At 66.6% G+C, this 21,706-nt stretch carries 16 protein-coding genes; 11 read left to right on the forward strand and 5 right to left on the reverse strand.

The window, feature by feature from the left end; translation table 11 throughout:
• Positions 1-3,459, forward strand: coding sequence for a transcription-repair coupling factor (mfd, locus tag G4Z14_RS01325; protein WP_164622951.1), 3,459 nt, complete (start codon positions 1-3; stop codon positions 3,457-3,459).
• Positions 3,460-3,485: 26 nt separating this feature from the next.
• A complete protein-coding gene (locus G4Z14_RS01330) occupies positions 3,486-3,713 on the forward strand; it encodes an excalibur calcium-binding domain-containing protein (RefSeq protein WP_164622952.1) in 228 nt (75 codons plus the stop codon).
• 3 nt (positions 3,714-3,716) lie between these two features.
• Here G4Z14_RS01330 and G4Z14_RS01335 read toward each other — a convergent pair whose 3' ends face one another.
• Positions 3,717-4,457 (reverse strand): DsbA family protein, encoded by a 741-nt coding sequence (locus G4Z14_RS01335; RefSeq protein ID WP_164622953.1) that lies wholly within the window; start codon positions 4,455-4,457, stop codon positions 3,717-3,719.
• Between the two features lie 79 nt (positions 4,458-4,536).
• Between G4Z14_RS01335 and G4Z14_RS01340 the strand changes: the two genes are divergently transcribed.
• The 5 genes from G4Z14_RS01340 to G4Z14_RS01360 all read left to right on the forward strand — a co-directional run bounded on the left by G4Z14_RS01340 (position 4,537) and on the right by G4Z14_RS01360 (position 11,738).
• Complete coding sequence (locus tag G4Z14_RS01340; protein WP_164622954.1) at positions 4,537-5,676, forward strand: pyridoxal phosphate-dependent aminotransferase; 1,140 nt, start codon at positions 4,537-4,539, stop codon at positions 5,674-5,676.
• 37 nt (positions 5,677-5,713) lie between these two features.
• On the forward strand, positions 5,714-6,925 hold the full coding sequence (locus G4Z14_RS01345) for an N-acetylmuramoyl-L-alanine amidase (protein WP_164622955.1): 1,212 nt from the start codon (positions 5,714-5,716) through the stop codon (positions 6,923-6,925).
• A 103-nt stretch (positions 6,926-7,028) separates the two neighbouring features.
• The gene (locus tag G4Z14_RS01350) at positions 7,029-9,584 is read left to right on the forward strand and encodes a penicillin-binding protein 1A (RefSeq protein ID WP_164622956.1); all 2,556 of its coding nucleotides are present in this window, start codon (positions 7,029-7,031) and stop codon (positions 9,582-9,584) included.
• 98 nt (positions 9,585-9,682) lie between these two features.
• On the forward strand, positions 9,683-10,810 hold the full coding sequence (gene prfB / locus G4Z14_RS01355) for a peptide chain release factor 2 (protein WP_164622957.1): 1,128 nt from the start codon (positions 9,683-9,685) through the stop codon (positions 10,808-10,810).
• Positions 10,811-10,958: 148 nt separating this feature from the next.
• The gene (locus G4Z14_RS01360; RefSeq protein WP_164622958.1) at positions 10,959-11,738 is read left to right on the forward strand and encodes a DUF2189 domain-containing protein; all 780 of its coding nucleotides are present in this window, start codon (positions 10,959-10,961) and stop codon (positions 11,736-11,738) included.
• 63 nt (positions 11,739-11,801) lie between these two features.
• Here G4Z14_RS01360 and G4Z14_RS01365 read toward each other — a convergent pair whose 3' ends face one another.
• From G4Z14_RS01365 to G4Z14_RS01380, 4 genes are all read right to left on the reverse strand, one after another.
• Positions 11,802-12,317, reverse strand: coding sequence for a bactofilin family protein (locus G4Z14_RS01365; RefSeq protein ID WP_164622959.1), 516 nt, complete (start codon positions 12,315-12,317; stop codon positions 11,802-11,804).
• Positions 12,307-13,641, reverse strand: a complete 1,335-nt coding sequence (locus G4Z14_RS01370) for a DUF5930 domain-containing protein (protein WP_164622960.1) — start codon at positions 13,639-13,641, stop codon at positions 12,307-12,309. Before G4Z14_RS01370 ends, G4Z14_RS01365 begins: the two co-directional genes overlap by 11 nt.
• Before the next feature lie 176 nt (positions 13,642-13,817).
• A complete protein-coding gene (locus G4Z14_RS01375; RefSeq protein WP_164622961.1) occupies positions 13,818-14,639 on the reverse strand; it encodes a ferritin-like domain-containing protein in 822 nt (273 codons plus the stop codon).
• Positions 14,640-14,647: 8 nt separating this feature from the next.
• A complete protein-coding gene (locus G4Z14_RS01380; protein WP_164622962.1) occupies positions 14,648-15,115 on the reverse strand; it encodes a peroxiredoxin in 468 nt (155 codons plus the stop codon).
• A gap of 126 nt (positions 15,116-15,241) precedes the next feature.
• Between G4Z14_RS01380 and G4Z14_RS01385 the strand changes: the two genes are divergently transcribed.
• The 4 genes from G4Z14_RS01385 (at position 15,242) to G4Z14_RS01400 (ending at position 21,659) form a co-directional block, all read left to right on the forward strand.
• Positions 15,242-18,658: a YhdP family protein gene (locus G4Z14_RS01385; protein WP_164622963.1), complete on the forward strand. Its 3,417-nt coding sequence runs from the start codon at positions 15,242-15,244 to the stop codon at positions 18,656-18,658.
• 2 nt (positions 18,659-18,660) lie between these two features.
• Positions 18,661-19,695, forward strand: a complete 1,035-nt coding sequence (gene queA, locus G4Z14_RS01390) for a tRNA preQ1(34) S-adenosylmethionine ribosyltransferase-isomerase QueA (RefSeq protein WP_164622964.1) — start codon at positions 18,661-18,663, stop codon at positions 19,693-19,695.
• Positions 19,696-19,780: 85 nt separating this feature from the next.
• Positions 19,781-21,007 (forward strand): MFS transporter, encoded by a 1,227-nt coding sequence (locus G4Z14_RS01395; protein ID WP_164622965.1) that lies wholly within the window; start codon positions 19,781-19,783, stop codon positions 21,005-21,007.
• Between the two features lie 61 nt (positions 21,008-21,068).
• Positions 21,069-21,659 (forward strand): DUF924 family protein, encoded by a 591-nt coding sequence (locus G4Z14_RS01400; protein WP_321572989.1) that lies wholly within the window; start codon positions 21,069-21,071, stop codon positions 21,657-21,659.
• Positions 21,660-21,706 lie beyond the last annotated feature (47 nt).

The raw sequence follows: 21,706 nt of genomic DNA on the forward strand, positions 1-21,706 counted from the left end.
ATGGCAGGGGCGCGGTTCATTCTTGGCGGGGCGCCCGAGGGATTCGATGCCCGTCTCGTGGCGCGCGAGGCGGCGACCGGCCCGGTGATCCACATCGCCCGCGACGACAAGCGGATGGAGGCGATGCGGGCGGCGCTCGCCGTCATGGCGCCCGGCCTTCTGGTGCTGGACCTGCCGGCCTGGGACTGCCTGCCCTTTGATCGGATTTCCCCGAACCCCGAGCTTTCCGCCCGCCGCATGGCGACGCTGGCGGCGCTGGCGCAGGGCGTGCCGGGGCCTTTCGTGCTGCTGACCACGCTCGGCGGCGCCATGCAGCGCCTGCCGGCGGCCGAAGTGATCCGCGGCGCGTCGTTTTCCGCGCGGGTCGGCACCCGGGTCGATGAAAAGCACCTGAAGGCGTTTCTTGCCCGCATGGGGTTCTCGCCAGTCTCGACCGTGGCCGAGCCGGGCGATTATGCCATTCGCGGCGGCATCGTCGACATCTGGCCGCCGGGGATCAGCGGGCCGGTGCGGCTGGACTTTTTCGGCGACACGCTCGACGGGTTGCGCCGCTTCGATCCGGTCAGCCAGCGCACCACCGAAAAGCTGACGGCGATCGACCTTGCGCCGATGTCCGAGGTCATTCTGGACGAGGCCTCGATCACCCGGTTCCGGCAGAATTACCGCAGCGAGTTCGGCGCGGCGGGGTCGGACGATCCGCTCTATGAAGCGGTGTCGGCGGGCCGCAAGCATGCCGGGATGGAGCATTGGCTACCCTTCTTCCACGAGCGGCTGGAAACCCTGTTCGACTATCTGCCCGCCGCCGCCGTCATGGTGGACGATCAGGTGACGCCCGCGCGGCTGGCGCGCTGGGAAGGGATCGAGGACCAGTATGACGCCCGGCTGGAGGCGATGCGTGCCAAGGGCCGGCTCGATACGGTCTACAAGCCGGTGGCGCCCGGCCTGCTCTATCTCGACGATGCGGCATGGGCTGCCGCGACGGCGGCGCAGAAGGTGGTGCAGCTTTCGCCGCTGCCGCAATCGCCGGGGCCGGGGGTGCTGGACGCCGGGGCGCGGCTGGGCCGCAGTTTCGCGCCCGAGCGGCAGCAGGAAAACATCAGCCTTTTCGGGGCCTTGTCGGATCATGTTCGCACATTGCTTCAAGGCGGGCAGGTGGTCATCGCCTCCTGGTCGGAAGGGGCGCGGGAACGCTTGCAGGGGCTCTTGGAAGATCAGGGCCTGAAGGGCGCGGCCTTGGTCAAGGACTTCCGCGACGTCCCCGACGGCAAGGGCAAACTGTTCCTGATGGTCTGGGCGCTGGAGGCGGGATTCACCGCGCCGGGACTGGCGGTGATCTCGGAACAGGATGTGCTGGGCGACCGTCTGGCGGCCAAACCCAAACGCAAGCGCAAGGCCGAGAATTTCCTGCGCGATGCCGAAAGCCTCAGCCCCGGCGATCTGGTGGTACATGTCGAACATGGCGTCGGCCGCTATCTGGGGCTGGAGACCATCACCGCGCTTGGCGCACCGCATGCCTGCGTGTCCTTGGAATATGCCGAAGGGGCAAAGCTTTACCTGCCCGTTGAAAACATCGAGCTTCTCAGCCGCTATGGCCATGAGGAAGGGCTTCTGGACCGGCTGGGTGGCGGGGCCTGGCAGGCCAAGAAGGCCAAGCTCAAGGAACGCATCAAGGAAATCGCCGACCGGCTGATGCGGATTGCCGCCGAGCGCGCCCTGCGCCATGCGCCCATTCTGGAGGCGCCGCATTCGCTGTGGGAGGCCTTCGCCGCCCGCTTCCCCTATCAGGAGACCGACGACCAGCTGACGGCAATTGCCGATGTGGTGGCGGACCTTGAAAAGGGCAGCCCGATGGACCGGCTGGTGGTGGGCGATGTCGGCTTTGGCAAGACCGAGGTCGCCATGCGCGCGGCCTTTGTCGCCGCGCTCTCGGGCATGCAGGTGGCGGTGATCTGCCCGACGACGCTGCTCGCGCGCCAGCATTACCGCAGCTTTGCCGAACGCTTCCGGGGCTTCCCGATCTCGGTGCGCCCGCTCAGCCGCTTTGTCAGCGCCAAGGAGGCCGCCCAGACCCGCGAGATGATGGCGGCGGGGACGGTGGATATCGTCGTCGGCACCCATGCCTTGCTCGCCAAGGGGGTGAAGCTGAAGAACCTCGGGCTGATGGTGATCGACGAGGAGCAGCATTTCGGCGTCACCCACAAGGAGCGGCTGAAAGAGTTGCGCTCCGACATCCATGTGCTGACGCTGACCGCCACGCCGATTCCGCGCACCCTGCAACTCAGCCTGACCGGGGTGCGCGACCTGTCGATAATCGCCACCCCGCCGGTCGATCGTCTGGCGATCCGCACCTATGTCTCGGAATTCGACTCTGTCACCCTGCGCGAGGCGCTGCTCCGCGAACATTACCGGGGCGGGCAAAGCTTCTGGGTGGTGCCGCGGATTTCCGATCTCGCGGAAATCGAGGACTGGCTGAAAACCCATGTGCCGGAGGTGAGGTTTATCACCGCCCATGGGCAACTGGCGGCGGGCGATCTCGACGACCGGATGAACCAGTTCTACGACGGCAAATATGATGTGCTCTTGGCAACGACGATTGTCGAATCCGGCCTCGACATTCCGACCGCCAACACCATGATCGTGCATCGCGCTGACATGTTCGGCCTTGGACAATTGTACCAGATTCGCGGCCGCGTCGGCCGGGCGAAAACCCGGGCCTATTGTTATCTCACGACAAAACCGCGCGCGCCCCTGACGCCGCAGGCGATGAAGCGGCTGAAGCTTCTGGCCTCGCTCGACAGCCTCGGCGCCGGGTTCAACCTTGCCAGCCATGACCTTGACCTGCGCGGGGCGGGGAACCTTCTGGGCGAGGAACAATCCGGCCACATCAAGGAAGTCGGCTACGAGCTTTACCAGCAGATGCTGGAGGAGACGATTGCCAAGATCAAATCGGGCGAGTTGCAGGGGCTGGCGCAGGTCGATGACGGCTGGTCGCCGCAGATCAACCTCGGCGTGCCGGTGATGATCCCCGAGGACTATATCCCCGACCTCGACATCCGGCTTGGCCTTTACCGCCGGCTGTCGTCTCTGGCGACCAAGGTGGAGCTGGAGGGCTTTGCCGCCGAGCTGATCGACCGGTTCGGCGCCATTCCGAAAGAGGTCAACACCCTGATGCTGATCGTGCGGATCAAGGCGATGTGCAAGCGCGCCGGGATCAGCCGGATCGACGCCGGACCGAAGGGGGCAACGCTGCAGTTCCACAACGACAAGTTCGCCAACCCGGCCGGGCTGGTGGAATTCCTGCGCGACCAGGGGCCGGCGGCCAAGGTGCAGGGCAACAAGGTGGTGCTGATGGGCGAGATGAAATCGGAGGGCGACCGCATCAAGGGCGCCTTCAATATCGCCAAGGCTCTGGCGGAAAAGGCAAGGACGACGGCAGTCGAAAGCGTTAAGAAAGGTTAACGCCGCCTTTCCGGAGCCAATGTGCCATGTGGATCCTGCTGTTTGCCCTGACGGGCTTGAGTCAGGCGGAAGATTTGCCGCAATCCCCCCGTATCGAGACCGCACAGGCTTGGGATTGCGCCGATGTTTCCTGCAAGGCGCTCGGCTCGTGCGAGGAGGCCTGTTACAAGCTGCAGCAATGCGGCCAGTCAAAACGTGACGGCGACAACGATGGCATCCCGTGCGAGAACCTGTGCAGCCGTCCCTGTGACTGAACCTCAGCCGCGCTGGCCGGCGACGATCTGGCGCATGCCGTCAAGCGGCACATAGCCGCGCACCATGGTCTGATCGACGACAAAGGTCGGCGTGCCGGAGATTTCCATGGTGGTGGCCAGCGCGTGATTGGCCTCGATCACCGCCTGCACCTCGGGCGATTTCATCCGTTCGAAAAGCGGGGCCGGGTCAAGGCCGAGATCGCCGGCGAGCCGGGTCAGCGTGGCCTCGTCCGGGCTGCCGCGCAGGGTGATGAGCGCGTCATGCACCTGCTTGTAGGGCTCGGCGCCATGCAGTTGCAGCACGGAAATCGCAAATTGCGAGGAGATCACCGAGTCCTCGCCAAGGATCGGGAACTCCTTCAGCACGAAACGGATGTTGCCGTCGGATTTCACCAGTTCGGCCACCTCGTCATGCGCCTTGCGGCAATAGCCGCAGCGATAGTCGACGAACTCGACCACCGTGATGTCGCCCTCGGGGTTGCCGCCGACATAGCTGGCCGCGTCGTTGAAGATGGCGTCCTTGTTGGCCGCCAGCATTTCCAGATCGCGGTTGGCGGCGGCCTGATCCTCGCGGCCTTGCAGCACGTTCATCGCCTCGACCAGCACTTCGGGGTTTTCCAAGAGATAGGCCTTGACCTCTTCGCGGAAGGCGGCGCGCTCGGCCTCGGTCATCTCGCCAAGGCCCCCGGCAAGGGCGGAGGTGCCCAGAAGGCAGGCGGCAAGGACAACGGGCAAGCGGCGCATCGGGCGATCCTTCTGGAGCGCGGGCTTGACCATCAGGCCCGGCTTGGGGTTCATGGGCGCGGACTTTAAGGGGCAGGCGATGCAAAGATCAAGGCGGGGGCAGGTTGATCCCTTCATTGTGATGGACATGGTGGAGGAGGCCCGCTGTCTGGAGGCAGCGGGGCGGCGGATCATCCATATGGAGGTGGGCCAGCCCGGCACGCCGGCGCCGGCCGGCGCAAGGGCGGCGGTGGCGGCGGCGCTGGACCAGCCCTTGGGCTATACCGTGTCGCTGGGCCTGCCCGAGCTGCGCCGGGGCATCGCGGCGCTTTACCGGCGCTGGTATGGCGTCGATCTGAACCCCGACCGGGTGATCGTGACCGCCGGCTCCTCGGGGGCGTTCTTGCTGGCCTTCTCGGCGCTGTTCGACGCCGGCGACCGGGTGGCCCTGGGCGAGCCGGGCTATCCGAGCTACCGCCAGATCCTGCGGGCGCTGAGCCTAGAGCCGGTGGGCATCCCGACACGCGACGAGAACCGCCTGCAGCCGGTGCCGGCCGATCTGGACGGCATCGACATGCAGGGGCTGATCGTGGCCTCGCCCGGCAATCCGACCGGCACCATGCTGGACCACGCGGCGCTGAAGGCGCTGATCGACCATGTCGCAGCCCGCGGGATCTCCTTCATCTCGGACGAGATCTATCACGGGCTGCATTACGGCGCCCGCGCGGTCTCGGCACTGGAGATCAGCGACGAGGCCTATGTCATCAACTCGTTCTCCAAGTATTTCAGCATGACCGGCTGGCGGGTGGGCTGGATGGTGGTGCCCGAGGATCACATCCGCACCGTCGAGCGGCTGGCGCAGAACCTGTTCATCTGCCCACCGCATGTGGCGCAGGTCGCCGCGCTGGCGGCGCTGGACTGCGAAGGCGAGATGGAAGCCAACCGCGCCACCTATGCCGAGAACCGCCGCCTGATGCTGGAGGGGCTGCCGAAGGCCGGTTTCACCCGCATCGCGCCGCCGGATGGCGCCTTTTATGTCTATGCCGATGTCTCGGAGCTGACCACCGACAGCCTGCAATTTGCCCGCGACATCCTGCATGGCGCCGGGGTGGCGGTAACGCCGGGGCTGGACTTCGATCCGCGGCGCGGCGCGCGGACCTTGCGGTTTTCCTATGCCCGCAGCCCGGCCGATATTGCCGAGGGGCTGGAGCGGCTGCGCCTCTACATGACGGGGCGGTGATTTGCGCGGGCCGGGGAATTTGGATATTTGTGCCAGTATGAAAGGGCTTGCCGCAGTTCTTCTTGGCCTCCTGCTGGGACTGCCGCTTGCAGCGGCGGCGCAGGATCTGTCGGCGCTGGCGCGGCTGGAGCCGGCGGAATCGGCGATCAGCGATCAGGGCGGCGGGGTGGAAATCCGGTTCTCGCTGTCGCAGCCGGTGCCGTGGCGGGTGGGGTTCCGCGATAGCCCGCCGCGGATGGTGCTGGATGTGCAGGAGGTGGACTGGACCGGGGTGGCGGCGCTGCTGCGCGGATCGCGGCATGTGACGGGGCTCAGGGCCGGGGTGTTCCGTCCCGGCTGGTCGCGGCTGGTGCTGGATCTTTCGGGGCCGATGGCCTTGACCCTGGCCGAGATGTCGACCGAGCCTGACACAAGGCTTGTGCTGCGGCTGGACCCGACGGGCGAGGCGGCCTTCCGGGCCACCGCGGCGCAGCCCGAGCCGCCGGGCTGGGCCATGCCGGAGGTCCGCGATCTGGCGGCAGTGCCGGAGCGGGTTGCGGGCAAGCTGGTGGTGGTGATCGACCCCGGCCATGGTGGCATCGACCCCGGCGCCGAGCGCGACGGGCAGAGTGAGGCGGCGCTGATGCTGACCTTCGCGCGCGAGTTCAAGGAGCTTTTGCTGCGCGACGGCCGGTTTCAGGTGGTGATGACGCGCGACAGCGATCATTTCGTGCCGCTGGAGACCCGGGTTTCCATCGCACGGGCGGCGGCGGCGGATCTGTTCCTGTCGTTCCACGCCGATGCCCTGGCCGAGGGCGAAGCGGTGGGGGCGACGCTTTACACCCTGTCCGAGGAGGCCTCGGATGCGGCCTCGGAAGCGCTGGCCGAGCGGCATGACCGTGACGATCTGCTGGCCGGCGTCGACCTGACGGCGCAGGACGATCTGGTGGCCACCGTGCTGATGGACATGGCGCGGGCCGAGACGACGCCGAAACTCGACCGGCTGGCGGCGCGGCTGGAGACGGCGATCAAGGCGGCGGATCTGAAGATGCACCGCATCCCGCATCAGACGGCGGGGTTTTCGGTGCTGAAATCCCCCGACATTCCCTCGATGCTGGTGGAACTTGGCTTCCTGTCGTCAGAAGGCGATCTGGCGCGGCTGAACGATCCGGCGTGGCGGGCCAGCATGGCCGAAGCCTTGCGGCAGGGCATCCTGTCCTGGGCCGAGGAAGAGGTGGCGATCCGCAGTCTTGGCGCAGGCGGCAACTGACGGCGGCAATCGGGCGCGCATCCGGCAATTCCCGCGGCAACGTGTTTTGACCTTTGCGCATCGCGCGCCTATAGAGTGCGCAGGCGAGCGCGGGGGTTTCAGCGTGATACGGTTTGTCGGCTCTTTTTTCGGGGCCATCTTCACATTGCTGACCATGGGGCTTCTGTTCGGAGCCCTGACGATCGGTGGCATCTTCTACATCTATTCCGCCGACCTGCCGAGCCATGAGAGCCTTGCGCAATACACCCCGCCGACGATCAGCCGGATCTATTCCGGCGAGGGCCGGATCATCGACGAATTTGCCCATGAGCGCCGGCTGTTCGTGCCGACCGAGGATATCCCGGAGCTGGTGAAACAGGCCTTCGTTTCGGCCGAGGACAAGCATTTCTACAGCCACAAGGGCTATGACGTCACCAGCATCTTCGCGGCCTTCCGCGATGCGATCATTTCGCGCGGCGCCAATGTGCGGGGGGCCTCGACCATCACCCAGCAGGTGATGAAGAACTTCCTGCTCGATGGCTCGCGCTCGGTCGAGCGCAAGATCAAGGAGATCATTCTGGCGACCCGGCTGGAGGAGACGCTGTCGAAGGACAAGATCCTTGAACTTTACCTGAACGAGATCTTTCTGGGCCAGAACAGCTATGGCGTCGCCGCCGCCGCCCAGACCTATTTCAACAAGCCGCTGACCGCGCTTGCCCCGCATGAGGCGGCGACACTGGCCGCGCTGCCCAAGGCGCCGGGCGAATTTCATCCGGTGCGCGGCAAGGAGCGGCTTCTGGAGCGGCGCAACTATGTGCTGCGCGAGATGTGGCAGAACGGCTATCTCGACGAGGCGACCTATACTGCCGAAAAGGACCAGCCGCTGAAATCGGTGCAGAACGGCGATTACCCGGCCTTCCGCGAGGCGCTGCCGCCGCGCGGCTATTTCACCGACGAGATCCGCCGCCAGCTTTCCGGCACTTTCGGCGAGGAGGAATTCTTCGGCGGGGGCCTGTCGATCCGCGCCACCATGGAGCCGGAGTTGCAGGCCATCGCCGCCCGCGCCTTGCGCCGGGGCTTGGAGAAATATGACCGCGGGCAGGGGGTCTGGCGCGGCACGGGCAAGACCATCGCCATCGAGAAACTGGGGAGCGAAGAGGACTGGCGGGCGGCGCTGGCCGAGGTGGCCGACCTGCCGCGCGATGTCGAGGGCTGGCATGCCGCGGTGATTCTGGAACTGGGTGAGGAGACTGCCCGTTTCGGCGCCGAGGGCGATCTTGAGGGCCATGATCCGGTGATCCCGGCCGAGGATGTGACCTGGGCGAGGAAGCGCCTGGCCGATGGCAAGCTGGCCAAGAAGGCCCGCGTTCCGGCCGATCTGATTTCCGTGGGCGATGTGGTCATGGTCCGCGCCGTGACCAGCGACGAGGATGGCAGTTTCCAGCGCTGGTCCTTGCGGCAGGTGCCGGAAGTGCAGGGCGGGCTGATGGCGATGGACGTGGAGACCGGCCGCGTCATCGCCATGCAGGGCGGCTTCAGCTATCAGTCCTCGGTGTTCAACCGCGCGACGCAGGCGACGCGGCAGCCGGGGTCGAGCTTCAAGCCCTTCGTCTATGCCGCGGCGCTGGATTCGGGCTTTACCCCCGCGACCATCGTCGTCGACGCCCCGATCGAGATCGAAACCCCCGAAGGGCTGTGGACGCCGAAGAACGCCTCGAACAAGTTCTACGGCCCGACGCCCCTGCGCACCGGCATCGAGCAGAGCCGCAACCTGATGACCGTCCGCATCGGGCAGGAGATCGGCATGGATCTCGTGGCCAGCTATGCCGAACGCTTCGGGGTCTATGAAAACATGAACCCCTTCCTTGCCAATGCGCTTGGCGCGCAGGAATCGACGCTGTTCAAGATGGTGGCGGCCTATGCCATGTTCGCCAATGGCGGCGAACGGGTGGAGCCGACGCTGGTCGACCGGGTACAGGACCGTTTCGGCAAGACGATCTATCGCCACGACCAGCGCAACTGCAAGGATTGCAGCCAGCCCACGCTGCCGGAAGGCCGCGGCGTGACGATCAAGTCCGACCGCGAGCGGGTGATGGACGCGATCACCGCCTATCAGCTGACCTCGATGATGGAGGGGGTGATCCAGCGCGGCTCGGGCACCGGCGTCAAGCTGCCGGTTCCGGTGGCAGGCAAGACCGGCACCACCAACGATGCCAAGGACGTCTGGTTCATCGGCTACACCTCCGAAGTGGTGGCGGGCTGCTACATGGGCTTTGACCAGCCGCGTTCGTTGGGCGAAGGGGCCTATGGCGGCACGCTTTGCGTTCCGATCTTTCAGGAGTTCATGAAGGAAGTGGTCGCGAAATACGGTGGCACCGAGTTCGACGTGCCCTCGGGCGGCTATTTCCAGAAGATCGACCGCTTCACCGGCGCCAAGCTGCCGGCCAATGCCACCGGGGCCAATGTGATCTCGGAATACTTCCGCGAGGGCGAGGAGGTGATCTTTGGCCTCGACGCGCTGGTCGACGGCGGCTTTGCCATGGGGGCGAACCTGCCGCTCTTTGCGGCGGGGGAAACCGACGGCGAGCTGGTGGACACGCTGACCACCTCGGACGGCCAGCAAAAGGCCGTGCCGAAGAAGGCCAATTTCGGCACCCTGTCTTCAGGCGGTCTTTACTGACCGCCTGATCCACCGCCCGCGCAGCGCGCTTGCCGAGCGGCTTGGCCCGCGCTATCACGCAGGCCGCGAAATCTGCCTGAACCCCGAAAGAATCCGTCATGCGCGCCGAAGTTCAAAACCATGTGGACCAGATCGAAAAGTCGCTGAAGCTTCTGGCGCAGCGGCTGGACTGGGAAACCGCGCCGCACCGGCTGGAGGAATTTGACGCGCTGATCGAAGATCCGAACCTGTGGAACGATCCGGCCAAGGCGCAGAAGCTGATGAAGGAACGTCAGGGTCTGATGGACGCGGTCAAGGCCTACAAGCTGATCGACGGCGGATTGCGCGACAATGTCGAGCTGATCGAGCTGGGCGAGATGGAGGGCGATGCCGAGGTGGTCGCGGAGGCCGAAGCCGCGATCAAGGCACTGGTCGAGACCGCCGCCCAGAAAGAGCTGGAGGCGCTGCTCGACGGCGAGGCCGACGGCAATGACACCTACCTTGAAATCAACGCCGGCGCCGGCGGCACCGAAAGCTGCGACTGGGCCTCGATGCTGGCGCGGATGTATGTCCGCTGGGCCGAGAAGAAGGGCTATACCGTTGAAATGCAGTCGGAAACCGCAGGTGACGAGGCGGGCATCCGGTCCGTCGCCTACAAGATTTCCGGGCATAACGCCTATGGCTGGCTGAAATCGGAATCCGGCGTGCATCGGCTGGTGCGCATCTCGCCCTATGACTCGGCGGCGCGGCGGCATACGTCGTTCTCGTCGGTCTGGGTCTATCCGGTGGTGGATGACAACATCGAGATCGAGGTGCAGGACAAGGACATCCGCATCGACACCTATCGCTCGTCCGGCGCCGGTGGCCAGCACGTCAACAAGACCGACTCGGCCGTGCGGATCACCCACTTTCCGACCGGCATCGTGGTGACCTCGTCCTTGAAATCGCAGCACCAGAACCGCGACATCGCCATGCAGGCGCTGAAATCGCGGCTTTACCAGCTGGAACTGGACAAGCGGAATGCCGCGATCAACGAGGCGCATGAATCCAAGGGCGATGCCGGCTGGGGCAACCAGATCCGCTCTTATGTGCTGCAGCCCTATCAGATGGTGAAAGACCTGCGCACCGGGGTCGAGACCAGCGACACCGGCGGCGTGCTGGACGGCGATCTTGACCGCTTCATGGCCGCGACGCTGGCGCTTGGCGTGCATGGCATGGGCCGGGCCGAGGCCACTGCCGAAGACTGACCGCGCACTCGTCGTCGTCTGCGACGCTCCTCGCGCCGGGCCGGGGAGAAGCCGGAGGAGCCCGACGAGAGCCTGGCAAAGCTTTGGCAAAAATACATCTTTCGGAAAGCTGCATCTCCCGCATAGGCTTTGCCAAAAGCTCGGGAGGATGGCAATGCGCGTGCAAGAGGCGGACCGGCCAGAGGTTCTGCAGGTCGAAGTCGAGGACATCCGCGCCGCCCTTGCCGCCGGCTGGCGCGACTTCCTGAAGGCCCCGCAGTACGGGCTGTTCTTCGCCGGTTTCTACGTCGTCGGCGGTTGGCTGGTCACTTGGGCAGTGATGGCCAAGGGGCAGATCTGGTGGACCTTGCCCGCCGCCGCCGGTTTTCCCATCCTCGGCCCCTTCATCGCCTGCGGGCTTTACGAGGTGTCGCGGCGGCTGGAGGCGGGCGAAGGGCTGGACTGGCGCGGGGTGGTCTCGGTGATCTTCAGTCAGAAGGACCGGCAGATCCCCTCGATGGCCGCCGTGATCGTGGTGTTCTTCCTGTTCTGGAATTTCCTGTCGCACATGATCTTCGCGCTGTTTCTGGGCCAGGCGACGCTGACCAATATTTCCTCCTCGCTGACGGTCTTCACCTCGCCCGAGGGGCTGGCGATGCTGACCGTCGGCACGGCAGTCGGCGCGGTGTTCTCGACGCTCTTGTTCAGCCTGACTGTGGTCAGCCTGCCCATGCTGCTGGAGCGCGAGGTGGATTTCGTCACCGCCATGCTGACCTCGCTCGACGTGGTGAAGCAAAGCCCTGTCGTCATGCTGGGCTGGGGCGCGCTGATCGGGGCGCTGCTGTTTCTGGGAATGCTGCCGGGTTTCCTTGGCCTGCTGGCGGTGCTGCCGATTCTGGGCCACGCGACCTGGCACCTCTATCGCCGGGCAATCGCCTGGGAGGCCTGAGATGCAAACGGGCACCGCGACCTGTGGTCGGGTGCCCGCCGTCTGCCGCAAGGGCGCGCTGAATCAGGGCTCTTCGCCGGCCGCCGGGCCGGGGGAGGCGATGCGCGACGGCGCCACCGGGGCGCGGCCGGTCGACAACGGGTCATCCTGACGCTGCACCGAGCCTTCGAAATGCGCGCCGGATTCGATGGCGATGGTCTTGTGGATGATGTCGCCTTCGACCTTGGCGGTCGAGGTCAGGCGCACCTTCAAGCCGCGGACGCGGCCGATGACGCGGCCGTTGACCACGATGTCATCGGCGACGATCTCGCCGCGGATGGTGGCGGTTTCGCCGACGGTCAGAAGATGGGCGCGGATGTCGCCTTCGACGGTGCCTTCGACCTGAATGTCGCCGGTGGTGCGCAGGTTGCCGACCACAGTCAGGTCGGACGACAGTACAGATGCAGCCACCTTGCCCTTCGGCGCCGCCGGGGTGAAATCCATCGAGGGTTTGGTCACAGGGGCCTCCGGGGCTTTGGGCTTGTCGGCATCGCCCGCTTTTGCGGGGCCGGGTTCGTTGATGCGGCTCTTAGAAAACATTTTTCGCTGCCTTTATGAACGTCATCGGATTGACAGCATCGCCGCCGATCCTGACCTCGTAGTGAAGATGCGTGCCGGTGGACCGGCCTGAGTTGCCCATATCACCGATCTGGTCGCCGCGCGATACTTTTTGTCCCACGGAAACGCGGATCTGGGCGAGATGGCCATAGCGGGTTTCGATGCCGAAAGCGTGCTGGATCTTGACCAGACGGCCATAGCCCGAGGCCCAGCCGGCATGGGTCACGACCCCGTCGGCAGTGGAATAGATCGGCGTGCCGTAGGGGCCGGCGATGTCGGTGCCCTCATGCATCCGCGAGCCCGCCCCGAGCGGGTCGTCGCGGCGGCCAAAGCTTGAGGTCCAGCGCACGCCTTTCGAGGTGATGGGGGTGGCGAAGGGGGCCTTGAAGGCCGCGAGCCGGTACAGGTTCATCTGGTCCAGCCCGGCCAGAATCGCATTGGCGCGGACCTCTTCCGCCGAGGGGGCGCCCTTGCTCGACAGCGAGATCGGGGTCAGCGGCCCGCCCTGGCCGCCATAGCCCTTGCGCACCGAGTTCAACAGATCCTCGGGGTTCATGCCCGCCTCGGTGAACATCTTTTCCAATGGCTCGACCGAGACGGTCAGGGCCTCTTCCAGCTGGGCGAAGATGGCGTTGTTGCGCTGCTCAAGCTCTTGCTTTTCCTTGGCAATCGCCGCTGTCCGCTCGGCCGCCTTGTCGGCCACGCCCTGCATGCGGTCGCGTTCTTTCGCGGTGCCGTCAAGGCTGGCGGCCAGGAATTCCAGCGTCGCCACGGTATCCTCGGCGCGGCTTGCCTCGCTGCGGCCCGAGCCTTCGGTGCTGGCCAGCGTGGCGCTGTCCAGATCGGCGCGGGCTTCGTCGCGTTCCTTGATGGTGTGGCGCAGCGTGTTCTGGATCACGTCGATGCCGGTCTCCAGTTCGCGCCGCCGGTCCTCCGAGGCCAGAAGCCGGCCCTGCATGGTGGCCACCTGTTCCAGCGCCAGATTGAAGCGTTCCTGCGCCGAAGCGGCCTCTTCGGCGCGCAGGTCGCGGTCCTTGGACAGGGCGTTCATCCGCTCTTCATAAAGTGCCTGCTGGCGCAGCACCTGATCGCGCGACGAGCCGGCCGAGATGGAATCGAACAGCAGGATCGCAGTGGCCAGAATGGTCCAGGCCAACGCCAGCCCGCCGACCACGACGGCCACCGCCTGCGTCACCGGGCGCAGCCGGATGAAGCGGGTTTCCGTGTCGGATTTCAGGAACAGCCGCTGTTCGGGAAAATACCGTTCCAGCGTCTGGTGGGTCCGATAGGCAAGGCGCGTCAGCACGAGGGACGGTTCCGGTTACTGATGGAAAGGGCGGGGTGAAAGCCCGCCCGATATGGCGGCTTGGCAAAAGCCCGTCCTGATTAGCGGGCAGGGGGCAAGCCTGCAACAGATTTGCGGAAAGGCGGGCCCTGACAGACGCAATCCCGCCGCTGATCGGCAGAATTCTGCCGACCGGGTCAGTCCCGCGGGGCCTGTGCCTCGACCAGCGGCCAGTAGAAATCGGGCGGCAGGCCCGCCTCGGCGCGCTTTTCCTCGTTGAAGGGCGGCTTCAATCCGCCATGAAAGTACAAACGTACAAGATCATGGAACGCCTCTTTCGGATCCAGCCCCTCGCGGCCGCACAGCCAGTTGAACCATTTGGAGCCATAGGCGACATGGCCGACTTCCTCGGCATAGATCACCTCCAGCGCGGCGCGGGTTTCGCTGTCGCCGGCGCGGCTGAATACCTCGATCATGCCAGGCGTCACATCCAGCCCGCGCGCCTCCAGCACCATCGGCACGACGGCGAGACGGCCCTTCAGGTCGGCGACGGTATCCTCGGCCGCCTTCCACATGCCGGCATGGGCGGCCAGCGCGCCGTAATGGCTGCCAAGCGCCTCCAGCCGGTCCGAGATCAGGTTGAAATGCCGCGATTCCTCATCCGCCGCCTTCACCCAGTCATCGTAAAAGCCCAGGGGCATCGGCTGGTCGGTAAAGCGGGCAAGGATGTCCCAGTGCAGGTCGACCGCGTTCAACTCGATATGGGCCACCGCGTGCAAGAGCGCGATCCGGCCCTGTGCCGAGCCGGGACGGCGGCGCGGCACGTCGCGCGGCGGCAGCAGGTCGGGCTTTGCGGGCCGGGCGGGGAAATCCGGCGGGCTGGCCCGGCCGATGGGCAGCGGCTGACCCGAAGCGCGCGCCGCAAACCACGCGGCGGCGTGTCTGTGCGACAGCGCAGTCTTGGCGCGGCCATCGGCGCAGCGCAGCACCTCGACCGCCATTTCTGCCAGCGTCTGCATGCTGCCAATCAGCCCTGCAAGGCCTGTGCGGCGGCCAGAACCTCGTCGGCGTGGCCGGCCACCGACACCTTGTTCCAGACCCGCGCCACGCGCCCGGTCCCGTCGATCAGCACCGTCGTACGCTCGATGCCCATGTAGGTCCGGCCATACATGCTTTTCTCAAGCCAGACGCCGTAATCCTCGCAGGTCTGCCCGGCCTCGTCCGAGGCCAGTATCACCGAAAGCCCGTGCTTCTTGCAGAACTTGTCATGCGCCTTGACGCTGTCCTTCGAGACCCCGATCACCGTCGTGCCGGCGGCGGCAAAGGCGGCCGCGCGGGCGGTGAAGTCCTGCGATTCCAGCGTGCAGCCGGGGGTGTCGTCCTTGGGGTAGAAATACAGCACCACCTTGCCGGGGCGGAAGGCCGACAGCGTGACAGTGCCGCCGCCATCCCGGGGCAGTGTGAAATCGGGGGCGGGGGTTCCGGCGACGATCATGGGCGGCTCCTTGCCTTTCGGGTCAAATCCCTTGGCGATCTAGTTGCCTTTCGGCAAAGATAAAGGCAAGCCCGGCAAAACGGGCAAGACCCGGCACGCGGGCGGTTGAAAGGGCAGACACGGCGCATGGATGGTGGCGCGACAGAGGGGGAACCGGCGGCGGGCGGAGCGGCAGAGCTTGCCGCCGTCGCGCAGACCGCCGAGCCGTCGAGGGCCGGGGACGCAGGTCGCCGGCGGCGCTCGCGCACCGGGCTGCGCTGGCGGCTGTTGTTCCTTGCCCTTGCGCTTGGGCTGATCCTTGGCGGCTACAGCCTGATCGGGCGGTCGATCCCGTTGCCGGTCTGGATGGTGGCCGAGGTGGAAGCCCGGCTCAACCGGGCGCTGGCGCCCAGCCTTCCCGATGCGGCGCTGGCGCTTGGCGCGGTGGACCTGACGCTGGACGAAGACTATGTGCCCCGTCTCCGGCTTGAGGATGTGCGGGTGCTGAAGGCGGGGGGCGAGGCGCTGCTGACGCTGCCCGAGGTGCGGCTGGCGCTGCAGGGCCGGGCGCTCTTGCAGGGCGAGGCGCGGGTGGCCTCGTTGCGGATCACCGGGGCGCGGGTGGCGATGACGCGCGACAGTGCGGGGCGCGTCGATTTCGCCATGGGCGACGGCGGGTTCTCGCCGCAGGTCAACCGCTTTGCCGATCTGTTCGACCTTGCCGATCGGGCGCTGGCCGCGCCCGGCCTTGTCGGCCTGACCCGGATCGAGGCCGAGGCGCTGACCCTGCGGCTGACCGACAAGCGCTCGGGCCGCGTCTTTGAACTGGGCGACGGCCGGCTGCGGGTGGAGAACCGCGCCGATGCGCTGGCGGCAGAGCTGGCAGTGTCGATCCAGGGCTCTGCGGCGCAGCCCGGCCGGGCGGTGATGCAGCTCGTGTCGGAAAAGGGCGCGTCGAAGGCCCGGCTGTCGGTGGAGTTCAACGACATCGCCGCCGCCGATCTGGCGGTGCAGGCGCCATTCATGGCGCCGCTGGCCAGCCTTGAGGCGCCGATTTCGGGCCGCCTTGCGGTTGGCCTGACCGACCGCGGGGTCGAGGCGCTGGAGGGCGCGCTGGAGATCGGCAAGGGCGCGTTGCGCCCGACCGAGGCGGCGCAGCCGGTGGTCTTTGACCGGGCCAGCCTTGCCATGGCCTACCAGCCCGACAGCGGCGAGATGCGCCTGACGCGGTTTGAAGTGGAAAGCCCGACGCTGCGCGCTTCGTCTACCGGGCAGGCTTTCCTGATTGGCGCTGACGGCGCGCGGATCACCGGGCCGCTGAGCGGCGCGCTGCCGGCCGCCTTCGTGTCGCAGATCAGCTTTGACGACGTGCGCATCGACCCCGAGGGGATGTTCGAGGCGCCGGTGCATTTCTCGTCCGGGGCGCTGGATGCCCGGCTGCGGCTTGATCCGTTTCAGGTGGAAATCGGGCAGCTCGCCTTGGCAGAGGAGGGGCGGCGGCTGGTGCTGAAAGGCCGGGTCGGCGCCGATGCCAAGGGCTGGGCCGCATCGCTGGACCTGACGCTGAACGAGATTGCCCATGACAAGCTGGTGGCGCTCTGGCCGAAGAAGCTCTTGGCCAGAACCCGCGACTGGATCGGCAGGAACATCCTGCAAGGCACGTTGCAGGACATCAAGGCCGCGCTGCGGATCGCCCCCGGCGCCGAGCCGCGCCTGCACCTGTCCTATACCTTCGACAAGGCTGACGTGCGGTTTCTGGCCACTCTGCCGCCGGTTCAGGGCGGCAAGGGCTATTCCACCATCGAGGGCCTGACCTATACCATGGTGATGACCAAAGGGCAGGTGACGGCGCCGCAGGGCGGGGCGATCGACGTGGCCGGCTCGGTCTTTGCCGTGCCGGACGTGACTGCCAAGCCCGCCCGCGCCGAGATCCGGCTGTCCACCCGCTCCAGCCTGACGGCGACACTGTCGCTGCTCAACCTGCCACCCTTCAACTTCATGACCAAGGCCGACCGCCCGGTCGATCTGGGCGAGGGCCGGGCCGAAGTGGAAACCCGGCTGACGCTGCCGTTGCAGAAGAAGGTGGCGCTGGCCGACGTGAACTATGACGTGAAGGGCCGGGTCTTGGACTTCCGCTCGGACAAGCTGGTGGCCGGGCGCGAGATCGTCGCCGAGGCGCTGGATGTGACGGCGACGCCGCACGGGCTGGAGATCACCGGCAAGGGGCATCTGGGCGCAGTGCCGTTCGACGTGACCTTTGCCCAGGGCTTCGGCCCCGACCAGAAGGGCCGCTCGACCATTCGCGGCGATGTGATGCTGTCGCAGGTGGCGGCCGAGGAATTCGGTCTGGGCCTGCCCGCCGGCATGGTTTCGGGGCAGGGCCGCGCGGCGGTGGAGATCGACCTGCAAAAGGGCGAACCGGGCGAATTGCGGCTGACGTCCGATCTGCAGGGCATCGGCCTCACGCTGCCCGAGGTCGGCTGGACCAAGGGGCGCGACGCGAAGGGCCGGCTTGAGGCCGAAGTAACGCTGGGCGCGGTTCCCGCCGTCCACCGGCTGGCGCTGGAGGCGGCGGGGCTGAAGGCCACCGGCAAGGTGGCACTGCGGGCGGGCGGCGGGCTGGACGTGGCGCGGTTCGACCGGGTGACACTGAAGGACTGGCTGGACGCAACGGTGGAATTCACCGGCCGGGGGCCGGGCGAGCCGGTGGCCATCGGCGTCACTGGCGGCGAGGTCGACATCCGCAGCATCCCCAGCGCCGAGGAGCGCGGCAGCAGCGCCAGCGGGCAGGGCAGCGGCCCGCTGACGCTGGCGCTGGACCGGCTTGTCGTGACCTCGACCATCGCGCTCACCGATTTCCGCGGCCGCTTCGGCCTGTCGGGCGGTTTTAGCGGCGATTTCACCGCGGCAATGAACGGCGGGCCGGCAGTCAACGGCACTGTGGTTCCCAGCCGCCATGGCACGGCGGTCCGGCTGCAATCGCAGGACGGCGGCGCAACCATCGCGGCGGCAGGGCTGTTTGCCTCGGCGCGCGGCGGCGATCTGGACATGACGCTGACCCCGCGCGAGACGCCGGGGCATTACGACGGGCGGCTGACCATCGCCAATGTGCGGGTGCGCAACGCCAATGTGCTGGCCGAGCTTTTGAACGCGATTTCGGTCGTGGGGCTTCTGGAGCAGCTGAACGGGCAGGGGCTGGTGTTCAACGCAGTGGAGGGCGACTTCCTTCTGACCCCGGATTTCGTCGATCTGCGCCGCGGATCGGCCACCGGCGCCAGCCTTGGCGTGTCGATGGCGGGGCTTTACACCTCGGCCACCGGGCAACTGGCGATGCAGGGGGTGATCTCGCCGGTCTATCTGCTGAACGGCATCGGCGCGATCCTGACCAAGCGCGGCGAGGGGGTTTTCGGGTTCAACTACACGCTGGAAGGCACGGCGGACACGCCCGAGGTCGGCGTCAACCCGCTGTCGATCCTGACGCCGGGCATGTTCCGCGAGCTGTTCCGGCCCGGAACGCCGCGCGAGGGCGGGCCGGTGCCGAAACCGAAACAGGGCAGGGACTAGGCATGCAGCTTTCAGATTTCGATTTTCACCTGCCCGAGACGCTGATTGCGACGCGGCCGGCAAAACCGCGCAGCTCGGCCCGGCTTCTGCTGGCCGAGGGCGACCGGATCAGCGACCGGCGGGTGTCGGATCTGGCGCAGATCTTCCAGCCGGGCGATCTGCTGGTGCTGAACAACACCCGCGTCATTCCGGCCCGGCTGTTCGGGCAGCGCCAGCGCGGCGAGGCGGTGGCGAAGGTGGAGGTGACGCTGCTGGAACCCACGGCGCAGGGCTGGCGGGCCTTGGCCAAACCGCTGCGCAAGCTGCAGGCGGGCGAGGAGATCGTGTTCTCCGATGCGCTTTCCGCCCGAGTGGTGGCGAAATCCGAAACCGATCTGGAGCTGGCCTTCAACTGCACGGGCGCCGATTTCGACGCGGCACTGAACGCCGCCGGGGCCATGCCGCTGCCGCCCTATATCGCTGCCAAGCGCCCGGCGGACGCGGCCGACCGCGACGATTACCAGACTGTCTTTGCCCGCCATTCCGGCGCCGTGGCAGCGCCCACGGCCAGCCTGCATTTCGATGCCGCCCTGCTCGACGCCCTGCGGCACCGCGGGGTGGAGTTCGTCGAGGTGACGCTGCATGTCGGCGCCGGCACCTTCCTGCCGGTCAAGGTCGAGGATGTGACCACCCACCGCATGCATGCCGAGTGGGGCGAAGTGACCGAAGCCGCCGCCGCCCGGATCGCTGCCGCCAAGGATCAGGGCCGGCGGGTGATTCCGGTCGGCACCACGGCGCTCCGGCTGATCGAAAGCGCCGCCTTGGGCGGGCGCATCGCGGCATGGCGGGGCACCACCGACATCTTCATCTATCCCGGCTACCGCTTCCGCGTGGCCGATGCGCTGATGACCAATTTCCACCTGCCGAAATCGACGCTGCTGATGCTGGTCTCGGCGCTGATGGGCAAGGAGCGCATCGACCGCATCTATGCCCATGCCATCGCGGCGGGCTACCGGTTCTTTTCCTATGGCGATGCCAGCCTGCTGATCCCGCGATGACGGTTTTGGCGCTGAAACCGGCGCGAGCCGGGTGCGGCGGCGCAAACTCGTGCTATGGTTCGAAAAACCGCAGGAAAGGACCGCGATGTTTTCGGTGATGCGCAACTCCTGGGCCCTGCTCTTGGGCATGATGCTGCTGATGCTCGGCAATGGCATTCAAGGCACGCTTCTGGGCATCCGCGGCAAGATCGAGGGCTTTTCCACGCTGGAGATGTCCTATGTCATGGCCGCCTATTCGGTGGGCTTCCTTCTGGGCTCGCGGCTCGCGCCGCAGATGATCCAGCGGGTTGGCCATGTGCGGGTGTTCTCGGCGCTTGGCTCGCTGATTTCGGCGGTGATGATCCTGTTTCCGGTCGCCCCCGACTGGATGGCCTGGGCCGCGATGCGGGTCTTGCTGGGCTACTGTTTCGCCGGGGTCTACATCAGCGCCGAAAGCTGGCTGAACGCCTCGTCCACCAATGAAAACCGCGGCCAGGCGCTGTCGGCCTACATGATCGTGACCATGTTGGGCATCGTCGCTTCGCAGGTGCTGATGAACCTGCGCGATCCGGGCGGGTTCGACCTGTTCGTGTTTTCCTCGATCCTCGTCTCGCTTGCCTTCACGCCGATCCTGCTGTCGGCCGCCCGCGCCCCGGCGTTTCACGAGATCAAGCCGCTGCCGATCCGGCATCTGTTCCAGACCTCGCCCTTGGGCTGCGTCGGCCTGTTCCTGCTGGGCGCGCTGTTTTCCACCCTGTTCGGCATGGCCTCGGTCTGGGGATCGGAGGTCGGGCTTTCGGTGCGCAACATCTCGATCTTCATCGCCTCGATCTATGTCGGCGGGCTGGTGCTGCAATATCCCGTCGGTTGGGCGTCGGACCGCTGGGACCGGCGCGCGATGATCCTGTGGATGGCAGTCGCGGGGGCGGTGGCCACCAGCGCCGGGCTGATCCTGACCTGGAACATGGCGGTGCTGAGCGCGCTTGGCTTTCTGGCCGGCGGCATCGCCAACCCGCTTTATTCGCTGCTGGTCGCCTATGTGAACGACTATCTGGCCGAAAACGAGATGGCCGGCGCGTCGGCGGGGCTGCTGTTCATCTACGGGCTGGGCTCGATCGGCGGGCCGATGGCGACCGGCTGGCTGATGGGGCAGGTCGGGCCTTCGGGGTTCTTCCTGTTCATCGCGCTGATGTTCCTTGCCATTTCGCTTTACGCCATGTGGCGGATGACGCGCGGACGGCGGCGGCTGTTCCGCCGGCGGCTGCGGACGCTGGCGCCGGGGGCCTCGCCCGTCGCGGTCGAGGCCAGCATCGGGCGCGACAACGGCGACTGAGCGAATTCTGCTGGCCAAGCCGGGCTGAACCTGCCAGCTTTCGCCGAAATGGCGGAGGCGTGTGATGTCTGATCCGGTCACGGTTCTGGATTTCTGGCTGGGCGAGGTCGGTCCCGAAGGCTGGTATGCCGGGGGCGAGGTTCTCGACCGCGAGTGCCGGATGCAGTTTCTCGAGCTGTGGCAGGCGGCGCATGACGGCGGGCTGGAGCATTGGATCGACGGCGCAGCGGGAACGCTGGCCTATCTGGTGATCTGCGACCAGCTGGCGCGCAACATGCACCGCGGCTCGGCGCTGGCCTTTGCCACCGATGCCCGGGCGCTCGCCGCAGCGAAGCGCGCGGTCGAGGCGGGTTGGGACATGGCGGCCCCCGAGCCCGAGCGGCAGTTCTTCTACATGCCCTTCGAACATTCCGAAACCCCCGAGGATCAGGCGCAGGCGGTGCGGCTTTTGACCGAGCGGATGCCCTCCGACCCCGAGATGGCGCTGCATGCCCGCGCGCATCAGGCGATCATCGCCCGCTTCGGCCGATTCCCGTTCCGCAACGCGGCACTGGGGCGCGCCACCACGCCGGCCGAGGCCGATTTCATGGCGCAAGGCGGCTACATGGCCGAGGTGAACCGGCTGCGCGCCAGCCATGCATCGGGTGCATAGGGGGCGGGCGTTGATATCGTTGCTTGGTTGAACAAGATAGTTTAATG

The sequence above is a fragment of the Tabrizicola oligotrophica genome, from assembly GCF_011008935.1.
Lineage (GTDB): Bacteria > Pseudomonadota > Alphaproteobacteria > Rhodobacterales > Rhodobacteraceae > Tabrizicola_A > Tabrizicola_A oligotrophica.

Excerpts from the sequence above, each read along its gene's own strand:
- G4Z14_RS01365 (WP_164622959.1), bottom strand. The coding sequence starts at position 12,317 with ATGTTTTCTAAGAGCCGCATCAACGAACCCGGCCCCGCAAAAGCGGGC.
- prfB (WP_164622957.1), top strand. The coding sequence starts at position 9,683 with ATGCGCGCCGAAGTTCAAAACCATGTGGACCAGATCGAAAAGTCGCTG.
- G4Z14_RS01335 (WP_164622953.1), bottom strand. The coding sequence starts at position 4,457 with ATGCGCCGCTTGCCCGTTGTCCTTGCCGCCTGCCTTCTGGGCACCTCC.
- G4Z14_RS01330 (WP_164622952.1), top strand. The coding sequence starts at position 3,486 with ATGTGGATCCTGCTGTTTGCCCTGACGGGCTTGAGTCAGGCGGAAGAT.
- G4Z14_RS01340 (WP_164622954.1), top strand. The coding sequence starts at position 4,537 with ATGCAAAGATCAAGGCGGGGGCAGGTTGATCCCTTCATTGTGATGGAC.
- mfd (WP_164622951.1), top strand. The coding sequence starts at position 1 with ATGGCAGGGGCGCGGTTCATTCTTGGCGGGGCGCCCGAGGGATTCGAT.
- G4Z14_RS01360 (WP_164622958.1), top strand. The coding sequence starts at position 10,959 with ATGGCAATGCGCGTGCAAGAGGCGGACCGGCCAGAGGTTCTGCAGGTC.
- G4Z14_RS01345 (WP_164622955.1), top strand. The coding sequence starts at position 5,714 with ATGAAAGGGCTTGCCGCAGTTCTTCTTGGCCTCCTGCTGGGACTGCCG.
- G4Z14_RS01375 (WP_164622961.1), bottom strand. The coding sequence starts at position 14,639 with ATGCAGACGCTGGCAGAAATGGCGGTCGAGGTGCTGCGCTGCGCCGAT.
- G4Z14_RS01385 (WP_164622963.1), top strand. The coding sequence starts at position 15,242 with ATGGATGGTGGCGCGACAGAGGGGGAACCGGCGGCGGGCGGAGCGGCA.
- queA (WP_164622964.1), top strand. The coding sequence starts at position 18,661 with ATGCAGCTTTCAGATTTCGATTTTCACCTGCCCGAGACGCTGATTGCG.
- G4Z14_RS01380 (WP_164622962.1), bottom strand. The coding sequence starts at position 15,115 with ATGATCGTCGCCGGAACCCCCGCCCCCGATTTCACACTGCCCCGGGAT.
- G4Z14_RS01395 (WP_164622965.1), top strand. The coding sequence starts at position 19,781 with ATGTTTTCGGTGATGCGCAACTCCTGGGCCCTGCTCTTGGGCATGATG.